We start from the raw sequence: 10,776 nt of genomic DNA on the forward strand, positions 1-10,776 counted from the left end.
AAAGAAAAGGCCACCAACCAGAACAACACTAAGAAACACAAACATACCCTAAAAGACGATCTACATAACTACGATACCGACGATGCCACACATGCGACGCAACCCCTACTTAATGGATCTGAACTGAACAACACTCACTGTGGCGTTTTGGCCGACGGCAAGAGCTGTTCCTTGAACGGAATTTCAGCGGGTACGCTGATTCCGCTGGCAAGCCACTGACTGCTCCACCCGAGAATCAGGTTTTTGGACCAGTCGGCGACCAATAGAAATTTTGGCACGAGCTGCGATTCTTTCCACCACCCGTCCTGCTGTACCGGCCCCAGGCTCAACAGCCCGACTGCAACGACCACCAGCAGCACGCCACGCGCCGCGCCGAAGGCCATTCCCAGGAATCGGTCGGTCCCGGACAACCCGGTGACGCGAACCAACTCGCCGATAAGAAAATTGATCATTGCGCCCACGATCAGTGTGGCGACAAACATGATGGCACAGCCCGCGATCACGCGAGCCGATGGGGTTTCGATGTATCCGGCGAAGTACTCGGACAGTGAGCCACCGAACATCCAGGCGACGGCTCCTGCGATGATCCAGGTCACCAGCGATAATGCTTCTTTGACGAAGCCGCGGCTCAAACTGATCAATGCGGAGATGGCGATGATTGCAACGATCGCCCAGTCAACCCAGGTAAATGGCACAGTGCAGCCTACAGACGGATAAGGCGGCGCATTTTAGCAGAGCGCATGGCTGTCGGTAAGCTGCGATTTTCAGTGCATTTCAATCGGATCGATAGATATCAGCCGCGTTCAGGCTGGAAGCGCACAACAAAACCCTTGAGGTTCTGCTGACGACTCAAAAGATCACGCAGACGATCGGCTTCGGCGCGCTCGATCAGCGGGCCGACGAACACCCGATTCTTGCCATCGGCTGAACGGATGTAAGCGTTGTAGCCTTGGCTGCGCAGGTTCTTCTGCAGACTCTCGGCGCTCGCGCGGCTCGACAGACTCGCCAGTTGCACCGACCAGCTGACCGACAGGCCATTGGCATCGACGCGGCTCTGAGTGGTATCAGGCTTGGTCGCCGCTGCTGCGATAGGCTGTGCGGGCGCAGGAATCGGCTTTGCCACCGGCGGCGGCACGGCAGGCTTGGCGATCTGGGTCGGCACTACAGGCGCTGGCGCAATCGGCGCAGAAGGCGCGGCTTGCTCGGCGATTTCCTCATCGCTTGGCACGGGTTCTTGCGGCAAGGCTTGCGGCTCGGGAACGGCAACCGGCTCCAACTGCACCTGCGGCATAGCAGGTGCATGCGGAGCAGCCGGTGCCTCGACGGTCACCTGACGCTGTTCGTCCTGACGGGAAAACAGCATTGGCAGGAAAATCACCGCCAGCGCCACCAGCACCAGGGCACCGACCATGCGCTGTTTGTACGCTTTATCCAGCAAAGCCATTTGCCGCTTCCTCCGTGGAGCGCCGGGCCAGCCATTCAAGGGCCTCGGCGACACAATAAAATGATCCGAACAACAGAATCTCATCGTCGCTGGTTGCGACTGCGCACTGCCCTTCAAGTGCAGCGGCAACACTGTCGTAAGACGTGACCGACGCACCAAGGTTCTGCAATACAGCTTGCAACTCAACAACCGGGCGCGCGCGCGGTGAATCCAGCGGCGCTACCGCCCAATGCTCGACACTAGCACTCAACTCGCCGACAACACCATCCAGATCCTTGTCCGCCAGCAGACCAAACACCGCCAGACGCTTGCCGACCGGCGGTCGCGAGGCCAGACGGCGGGCCAGATACTCCGCCGCGTGCGGGTTATGGCCAACATCCAGCAACAGATTCAGGCGCTTGCCATGCCATTCGAACGAACGGCGATCCAGACGCCCGACAACACGTGTCGCCTGCAAGGCCGCCACAATTTGCTGTGCATTCCACGGCAAACCGAGCAACAGATACGCCTGCAACGCCAGCGCGGCGTTTTCCATCGGCAGATCGAGCAGCGGCAAATCATGCAGCTCAACAACCTGGCCTTGCGCATCGGTACCGCGCCACTGCCAGTTCTGATCAGTGATGCCGAGGTCGAAATCGCGTCCACGCAAGGAGAACGGGCAAGCCAGTTCGCGCGCCTTGTCGAGCAACGGCTGCGGAGGATTGAGGTCGCCGCACAGGGCCGGTTTACCCTGACGGAAGATACCGGCCTTCTCGAAAGCTACGGATTCGCGGGTATCACCCAGATAATCGGCGTGATCAACACCAATGCTGGTGACCAGCGCGATATCGGCGTCGACTACGTTGACCGTGTCCAGACGCCCGCCCAAACCGACTTCCAGGACCACGGCATCGAGCCCGGCCTGCTGAAACAGCCAGAACGCCGCCAAAGTGCCCATTTCAAAGTAAGTCAGCGAGGTGTCGCCACGCCCGGCCTCGACCGCAGCGAAGGCTTCGCACAGCTGCGCGTCAGTGGCTTCGACGCCATTGAGCTGCACCCGCTCGTTGTAACGCAGCAGGTGCGGAGAATTGTAGACACCAACGCTCAAGCCTTGCGCCCGCAGCAATGAAGCCACGAAAGCGCAGGTCGAACCCTTGCCGTTGGTGCCGGTGACCGTGATCACCCGAGGCGCCGGCTGGCCCAGCCCCATGCGGGACGCTACCTGTTGCGAACGCTCCAGACCCATATCGATGGCCGACGGATGCAACTGCTCAAGGTAGGCGAGCCATTCGCCAAGGGTGCGCTCGATCATATGTTGGCAGGCACCGGCGGAACGACGATCGGCTCGATTGGCGCTGCAACGAATTTCGGCGTCGGTTTACCGGTCATTTGTGCGAGCAGGTTACCCAGACGCGGGCGCAGTTCCTGACGGTGGATGATCAAGTCGATCGCACCGTGTTCCAGCAGGAATTCGCTGCGCTGGAAACCTTCCGGCAGCTTTTCACGCACGGTTTGCTCGATAACGCGCGGACCGGCGAAGCCGATCAAGGCTTTCGGTTCGCCGACGATTACGTCGCCGAGCATTGCCAGGCTGGCGGATACACCGCCATAGACCGGGTCGGTCAGTACCGAGATGAACGGAATGCCTTCTTCGCGCAGACGCGCCAGCACGGCCGAGGTCTTGGCCATCTGCATCAGCGAGATCAGGGCCTCCTGCATGCGCGCGCCACCGGAAGCGGCGAAGCAGATCATCGGGCAACGGTTTTCCAGCGCGTAGTTGGCAGCGCGTACGAAACGCTCGCCGACGATAGCGCCCATGGAACCGCCCATGAAGCTGAATTCAAACGCCGAAACCACTACAGGCATGCCCAGCAGGGTGCCACTAATGGAAATCAGTGCGTCTTTTTCGCCGGTCTGCTTCTGTGCAGCGGTCAGGCGATCCTTGTACTTCTTGCCGTCACGGAATTTCAGACGGTCAACCGGCTCCAGATCGGCGCCCAGTTCGTTGCGACCTTCGGCATCAAGGAAGATGTCGATGCGCGCACGTGCACCGATGCGCATGTGGTGGTTGCACTTTGGGCAAACGTCCAGGGTCTTTTCCAGCTCCGGACGATACAGCACAGCCTCACAGGACGGGCATTTGTGCCACAGACCTTCAGGCACCGAGCTCTTCTTGACCTCCGAACGCATGATCGAAGGGATCAGTTTGTCTACTAACCAGTTGCTCATACTTTCTTTCTCCAGTACCGGCGGCCCGAACGCTCTGGTTCGCAGCCCCGCGTATGCCCTTCAGCTAAATTCATGTGTGGCGATGATTGATGGATGGCCGGGTCAGTAAAACTGACCTTCGTACAACCCAAAAACCCTCAGCCTCTTTTCTACCAAGCTGTGGACGGCGGCAGTGTGCCAGCCGTCACATCATGTAGCGGCCTAAATGCCCTTTGCGGCGTCGATGAACGCGCGAATTTTCTCGTGATCCTTGACGCCCTTGCTCGCCTCTACCCCGCCACTGACGTCTACTGCGTAGGGTTTAACGCGAGCCACGGCATCCGCAACATTTTCCGGGGTGAGCCCGCCCGCCAGAATCAGCGGCTTGCTCAAACCTTGCGGAATCAAAGACCAGTCGAACGCTTCGCCGGTTCCGCCGGGCACGCCTTCGACGTAGGTATCGAGCAGTACGCCACTGGCACTTGGATAAGCGTCGCAGGCGGCGGCAATGTCATCGCCGGCCCTGACCCGCAGCGCCTTGATGTAAGGACGATGCCAGCCCTCGCACTCTTCGGCGGTCTCGTCGCCATGGAACTGCAACAGATCCAGCGGCACGGCATCGAGGATTTCTCCCAACTCGCAGCGGCTGGCGTTGACGAACAGGCCCACGGTGGTCACAAACGGCGGCAAGGCCTTGATGATCTCCCGGGCCTGCTGCACCGATACTGCGCGCGGACTCTTGGCGTAAAACACGAATCCGATCGCATCAGCCCCGGCTTCGACGGCGGCCAGCGCATCTTCTATGCGGGTAATCCCGCAGATCTTGCTGCGAACGGCTGACATATCGAGAAAAACTCCGAGGCAGAATCCGGGAAAGTCCCGGATGGTAACAAAAGCGTTAGAGGGCGTCAGCCGTCAAGTTCGGAGAAACCCGTAAGGAAATGTGGCCCGATAAAACGCTCGGGCAGCGGGAACTCGTCGTGGTACTCGACTTGCACCAGATACAACCCGTAAGGATGCGCTGTCACGCCACCGGAACGACGTTCGCGGCTTTCCAGCACTTCCTTCATCCACTCGACCGGCCGCTCGCCGGCACCGATGGTCATAAGCACGCCCGCGATGTTGCGCACCATGTGATGCAGGAACGCGTTGGCGCGAATGTCGAGCACGATCATCTTGCCGTGACGGGTCACGCGCAGGTGATGCATCTTCTTGATCGGCGATTTCGCCTGGCACTGGCCGGCACGGAACGCACTGAAATCGTGGGTGCCGATCAGAAACTGCGCAGCTTCGGCCATGCGTTCGGCGTCCAGCGGGCGGTGGTTCCAGGTGATTTCTTCATTGAGATGGGCCGGACGAATCTGATCGTTGTAGATCACATAGCGATAGCGCCGGGCGATAGCCTTGAACCGCGCATGGAAATTCGCCGGCATCACCCGCGCCCAACTGACACTAATGTCGTGAGGCAGATTGATGTTGGCGCCCATCACCCAGGCCTTCAGCGAGCGATCGACCGGAGTGTCGAAATGCACCACTTGCCCGCAGGCATGCACGCCCGCGTCGGTACGCCCGGCGCACTGCAACGAGACGGGCGAGTTGGCGACTTTCGACAAGGCTTTTTCAAGCGCTTCCTGCACCGTCGCCACACCGGTCAACTGACGCTGCCAGCCGCTGTAGCGCGAACCTTTGTATTCAACGCCCAGCGCAACGCGGTAAAAGCCGTCGGGGGCCATTTCGGCGACCGGGTTATCTATGTTTGCCAAGGTGGGACAGCCTGCTGTTGTTGCAAAGGCGGGCATTATAAGGCTGTAGATCAGGGAAACCAGAGCGATCTCTGCCGACCGGCCCGGCCTCTTCGCGAGCAAGCTCGCTCCCACAGTTGAAATGCATTCCAAATGTGGGAGCGAGCTTGCTCGCGAAGACGTCAGCTCGGGCACCAAAGAGCTCCGCCCAAACAAAAACGGCAGCCTCATGGGCTGCCGTTGTTGTTTAACGCTGCACTTACTACAGGCTCGAAAGCATTTCCTTGGCTTCGCCGCGCTGCTTTTCATCACCTTCGGTCAACACCTCGTTGAGGATGTCGCGCGCGCCGTCGCTGTCACCCATGTCGATGTAGGCCTGAGCCAGATCAAGTTTGGTGGCTGCTTCGTCGGTGCCCGCGAGGAAGTCGAAATCGTCTTCACCCAAATCATCACCCAGCGCCGCATCGGCCTCGGTGAACGTCGGCTCGGCGATGCTCTGCGACAGGCGATCCAGCTCGGCGTTGACGTCATCCAGCTCGGCGGCAAACGCATCAGGCTCGGCCGCCGGGTTGGAGTCCATCTCGTCAGCCAGCGACAGGTCGAAATCGGCTGGCAGCTCGAGATCATCCTGTGGCACATCGGCGACGACCGGTGGCTCTACCGGCGACAGATCCTTCACGCCGTCGTCCAGATCCAGCAGGAAGTCGTCATCGGCCAACGGTGCTGGAGCAGGAGCAGGCTCAGCGCCAAGGTCCAGATCCAGGTCGAAATCCGACAGATCATCGAGATTCTCTTTGATTTCGGTCTGCTGTTGCAGCACCGATTCAAAGCTCAGATCGTCGTCAGCCGGAAACTCATCCAGTTCGACCGGTGCTTCTGGCTCAACGATTGGCGCCGGCTCAACCGGGGTGATGTTGTCGAGATCGTCCAGGCTCAGGTCAAACGCGCTGTCCAGATCGTCCGCTACTGGCGACAGTGCAGGCGCCTCGGGCTCATCCAGCAGCAATTCCTTGACGTACTGGGCGTCCAGCTCGGCGGCGATGGCGGCGGCGGCCAGGCCACCCGCAACCGCTACGGCCATGGCCGGGAAGCGGCTTTTCAGCTCTTCGACCTTGGCGAAGTTGTCGCCATTGGCCACCAGTTGACGCTCTTGCGCGACGAACGCATCCCGATCGCCCTGCTGACCGTAGACTTCCATCAGCTTAAGACGCAGATCACTGCGCTGCGGCTCAAGGCTGATGCCCTCTTCCAGCAACGCAGCAGCTTGATTCAGACGGCCAGCATTGATGTGCGATTGCGCCTTGTCGAGCACGTCATCGGAGCGCTCGGCGGCCGGGGCAACCAGAGGCGCGGCGATTGGCTCGGCCATCACGATTGGCGCCACAATCGGAGCGACAACTGGCGCAGGGGCCGGCGTGTTGAGCTTGACGCTCGCGGCCGGAGTCTCCAGACCTTCGAAGCTGCTTTCCGGCAGATCGTGCTCGGCAGAGAACTCTTGCTCCTCAGAGAGGGCGCGCGCCATGCGCACATGCTTCTCGGCTTCCTGCTGGGCTTTGCGGCGACGGGCCAGTAGCAACAGCAACAGCAGCAGAACCACGGCACCGCCACCGACCAGACCCAGCAAAATCGGATTGGTCAGCAGTTCGTTGAAGGTTTTTTCGTCATCGGCAGCAGGTGTGGTTTCGACCACCGGCTCGACCACGGGCTCAACTGGCGTCTCGGCCGGTGGTGCAATGGCTGACTCTGGCGTCGGAGCGGCTTCTGCCGGTGTCGCTGGCGGTGTGGAGGCCAACTCGGCAGTGATCGCAGGAACTGCCGGATTCGCACCTGGCACAGCGCCCGGCCCATCGGCCTGCATCTTCGCCAATTGATTGTTCTTCAATTCGATCAGCCGTTGCAGCTTGTCCAGCTGACTTTGCAGATCAGCCATGCGGCTTTTCAGTTCCTCGTTGTCACGGCGGGTCGTGTCGAGGCTTTCCTGGGTGACCGCAAGTTTGTTGCTCAGGGCCTTGGCGTCGCCAGCAGGGCCGTTCCCGCGCGCCTTGGTGCTTTCGGCGGAAACCAGGCTCAGGTTGTCTTGGGCGTTAGGCGCAGCGCCGGTATTCCCGCGACCACGATTGGTCGCATCGAGTTGCTGCTGACCGGTGCCAGGCTTGGCCACATAACGACGGCCCTGACGCCAGGCTTCGTTTTGCGCCGCAACTTCAGCAATGGCCGCTGACTGTGGCAGTGCAGCGCTTTGCACCGAATCGGGCAGACGCAGCACCTGGCCGACTTTCAGGCGGTTGATGTTGCCGCCGATAAACGCATCCGGGTTCAACGCCTGAATGGCCAGCATGGTCTGCTGAACCGAACCGCCGGTACGCGCCTTCGCCGCGATTTCCCAGAGGGTGTCGCGTGGCGTGGTGGTGTATTGCTTCGAGTGCGTGGCGCCGGTGGTCGGCGCAGTGATGGTTTGCGACGGCGCCGGTTGCGCGGCTGCGTCAGCGGTCTGCGGCGAAAACTTCGACGGGTCCAGCAGCACGCTGTAATCGCGCAGCAGGCGGCCGTTCGGCCACATCACCTGGACGAGGAATTTCACCATCGGTTCCGACAGCGGTTTGCTCGAGGTTACGCGCAGCACGCTTTTGCCGCTGGCGTTAAGCACTGGCGTGAACGTCAGATCATTGAGGAAGGCCTGGCGATCAACGCCGGCCTTGGCGAAATCTTCCGGCGAGGCCAGGCTCGGCACCACTTCGGCAGCGGTGAGATCCTTGACGTCGAGCAGCTCGATTTCGGCCACCAGCGGCTGGTTCAGGGTCGACTTCAGGGTCAGCTCCCCGAGCCCGAGGGGATGCGCCATGCCGGAGGACAGCGCCGAGGCGGCCGCTATTGCTAACACCAGTTTGCGAACTTGAACCATAGCCTCATCCTTTGTTTGAACGTTCCTCGGCCAGCGAGAAGATGTTGAATACCGCTGCCGTAAGGCATTGCGCGCGACGACGACAGATGCCGCGCGCGATCATTTCTTTGATGCCCCGGAAAGTCCCGGAGGGTGAAACGTTATCAACTGCTTCGGCCAAGCATAGCGCCCGGCTAGAATCAGTCGACAAATTGTTGCCAAGTATCTTTTACAGCAGGTCTTTTATCAACAACTCGGCAACCTGCACAGCATTGAGTGCTGCGCCTTTGCGCACGTTATCTGACGTCAGCCACAGATTAAGTTCCGCCGGGTCATCGACACCACTGCGCACGCGACCGACATAGACCACGTCCTGCCCCACCGCGTCACCGACTGCCGTCGGGTAATCACCCGCGTCGACCAGTTCGATGCCCGACGCAGCTTCCAGCGCGGCATTGACCTTTTTCAGGTCGACGGCCTGCGCTGACTGCAAGGTCACGCTAAAGCTATCGCCAAAAAACACCGGGGCTTGAATGCAAGTTGCGGAAATCTTTAATAAAGGCTGCGCCAGCACCTGACGCAACTCACGCACCAGGCGCTTTTCCAGCAGTGTATGGCCCTGCGCGTCAGGCTTGCCGACCTGAGCCAGCAGGTTGAAAGCCATCTGCCGATCAAAAAACTTAGACTCCAACGGGCGCATGTTCAGCAGCTCGGCGGTCTGGCGTGCCAGCTCGGCGACGGCTTCACGCCCTTGGGCGGAAACGGCCAGATTGGCGGTAACGGTGACGTACTGCAGATCAATCAGATCGAGCAACGGCGCGAGCACCACGGCGAGCGAGGTCGCCGATGGACTTGGGCTGCTGACCTGGAATGGCGCTTTCAAACCGGCGAGTACAGCAGCGTTGGCTTCCGGCACCACTTGCGGCGCCTGATCGGCCGGTAAAGCGCCGGACAGATCGATCAGCGAACAACCGGCAGCTTGGGCGCGGGCGGCGTAGCTCAGGGTGATGGCTGGACCGGCGGCGAAGAACACCAGTTTGACCTTGCTGAAATCGAACTCATCGACTTCACGCACGCGTACGTTTTTGTTGCGGAACAGCACCGAACTGCCGGAGGATTCGCTGCTCGCCAGCAGGTGCAGGGTGCCGACCGGGAAGTCGCGCTCTGCGAGAATCTGCACGAGGGTTTCGCCGACAGTACCGGTGGCGCCGATTACGGCAATATCAAGGGTCTGGGTCATGGTGCGAGCCTCTGGCGAAACGGGGGGAGCGGCACTTTACCGGGTGACTGCGGCACAGGCAATTCGGCGGCACCTGCACTGTCCCCTTCGCGAGCAAGCTCGCTCCCACAGTTGTCGGTGTAAATCATAAATTTGTGTACACCATCTAACCCTGTGGGAGCGAGCTTGCTCGCGAAAGCGACAGGTCAGACACTCAAGAAATTTCAGGCATAAAAAACCCGCACCTCTCACAAGGCACGGGTTCTTTCATTGCTTCAAACGATCAACGCTCAAGCAAGATCCGCAGCATGCGACGCAGCGGTTCGGCCGCGCCCCACAGCAGTTGGTCGCCGACGGTGAAGGCGCCCAGATACTGGGTGCCCATGTTCAGCTTGCGCAGTCGACCGACCGGCACATTCAGGGTACCGGTGACCTTGGTCGGGCTCAGCTCCTGCATGCTGATCTCGCGCTGATTCGGTACCAGTTTGACCCAAGGGTTGTGCTGGCTGATCAGCCCTTCGATGTCGGCGATCGGTACGTCTTTGTTCAGCTTGATGGTCAGCGCCTGGCTGTGGCAACGCATGGCGCCAATGCGCACGCAGATGCCGTCGACCGGAATCGGGCTCTTGAAGCGACCGAGGATCTTGTTGGTCTCGGCCTGGGCCTTCCACTCTTCGCGGCTCTGACCGTTCGGCAGTTCCTTGTCGATCCACGGGATCAGGCTGCCAGCCAGCGGTACGCCGAAGTGTTCGGTCGGGTAAGCTTCGCTGCGCATGGCCTCAGCCACACGACGGTCGATATCGAGGATCGCACTGGCAGGATCCGCCAGTTGCTCGGCAACAGCGCCGTGGGTCACACCCATTTGCTTGATCAGTTCACGCATGTGCTGCGCGCCGCCACCGGAGGCAGCCTGATAAGTCATGGCGCTCATCCACTCGACCAGGCCGGCTTCGAACAGACCACCCAGGCCCATCAGCATCAGGCTGACGGTGCAGTTGCCGCCGATGTAGTTCTTGGTGCCCGCATCCAGTTGCTGGTCGATGACCTTGCGGTTGACCGGATCCAGAATGATGACCGCGTCATCGTTCATGCGCAGGCTGGAAGCCGCGTCGATCCAGTAACCCTGCCAGCCGGCTTCGCGCAGCTTGGGGAACACTTCGCTGGTGTAGTCGCCGCCCTGGCAGGTCAGGATCACGTCGAGGGTCTTCAGCTCTTCAATGCTTTAATCTTCGTTGATCGGATGATTGTCGTTTAGGTATTTAGTGTGTTTGAGAGTGTATTTGTATGTTGTGTAATTATCATT

9 protein-coding genes and 1 pseudogene are annotated in these 10,776 nt (G+C 60.2%); all 10 read right to left on the reverse strand.

The window, feature by feature from the left end; translation table 11 throughout:
• Positions 1-134 precede the first annotated feature (134 nt).
• On the reverse strand, positions 135-695 hold the full coding sequence (locus ACIQVE_RS12465) for a CvpA family protein (RefSeq protein ID WP_402808452.1): 561 nt from the start codon (positions 693-695) through the stop codon (positions 135-137).
• 98 nt (positions 696-793) lie between these two features.
• On the reverse strand, positions 794-1,444 hold the full coding sequence (locus ACIQVE_RS12470) for an SPOR domain-containing protein (protein ID WP_402808455.1): 651 nt from the start codon (positions 1,442-1,444) through the stop codon (positions 794-796).
• Positions 1,428-2,735: a bifunctional tetrahydrofolate synthase/dihydrofolate synthase gene (gene folC, locus ACIQVE_RS12475; RefSeq protein WP_402808457.1), complete on the reverse strand. Its 1,308-nt coding sequence runs from the start codon at positions 2,733-2,735 to the stop codon at positions 1,428-1,430. Before folC ends, ACIQVE_RS12470 begins: the two co-directional genes overlap by 17 nt.
• Positions 2,732-3,652, reverse strand: coding sequence for an acetyl-CoA carboxylase, carboxyltransferase subunit beta (accD, locus tag ACIQVE_RS12480; protein WP_402808459.1), 921 nt, complete (start codon positions 3,650-3,652; stop codon positions 2,732-2,734). Before accD ends, folC begins: the two co-directional genes overlap by 4 nt.
• Positions 3,653-3,853: 201 nt before the next feature.
• On the reverse strand, positions 3,854-4,474 hold the full coding sequence (locus tag ACIQVE_RS12485) for a phosphoribosylanthranilate isomerase (RefSeq protein ID WP_402808462.1): 621 nt from the start codon (positions 4,472-4,474) through the stop codon (positions 3,854-3,856).
• A 65-nt stretch (positions 4,475-4,539) separates the two neighbouring features.
• Complete coding sequence (truA, locus tag ACIQVE_RS12490) at positions 4,540-5,364, reverse strand: tRNA pseudouridine(38-40) synthase TruA (RefSeq protein WP_402808595.1); 825 nt, start codon at positions 5,362-5,364, stop codon at positions 4,540-4,542.
• A 271-nt stretch (positions 5,365-5,635) separates the two neighbouring features.
• Positions 5,636-8,275, reverse strand: coding sequence for a FimV/HubP family polar landmark protein (locus ACIQVE_RS12495; RefSeq protein WP_402808465.1), 2,640 nt, complete (start codon positions 8,273-8,275; stop codon positions 5,636-5,638).
• Between the two features lie 4 nt (positions 8,276-8,279).
• Complete coding sequence (locus ACIQVE_RS12500; RefSeq protein WP_402808468.1) at positions 8,280-8,435, reverse strand: hypothetical protein; 156 nt, start codon at positions 8,433-8,435, stop codon at positions 8,280-8,282.
• Positions 8,436-8,483: 48 nt separating this feature from the next.
• Positions 8,484-9,494, reverse strand: coding sequence for an aspartate-semialdehyde dehydrogenase (locus ACIQVE_RS12505; RefSeq protein ID WP_402808470.1), 1,011 nt, complete (start codon positions 9,492-9,494; stop codon positions 8,484-8,486).
• A 262-nt stretch (positions 9,495-9,756) separates the two neighbouring features.
• Positions 9,757-10,695 (reverse strand): annotated as a pseudogene (gene asd / locus ACIQVE_RS12510) (aspartate-semialdehyde dehydrogenase); the annotation flags it as partial.
• Positions 10,696-10,776 lie beyond the last annotated feature (81 nt).

This window comes from Pseudomonas sp. NPDC098747, from assembly GCF_044760045.1.
Classification (GTDB): Bacteria; Pseudomonadota; Gammaproteobacteria; order Pseudomonadales; family Pseudomonadaceae; genus Aquipseudomonas.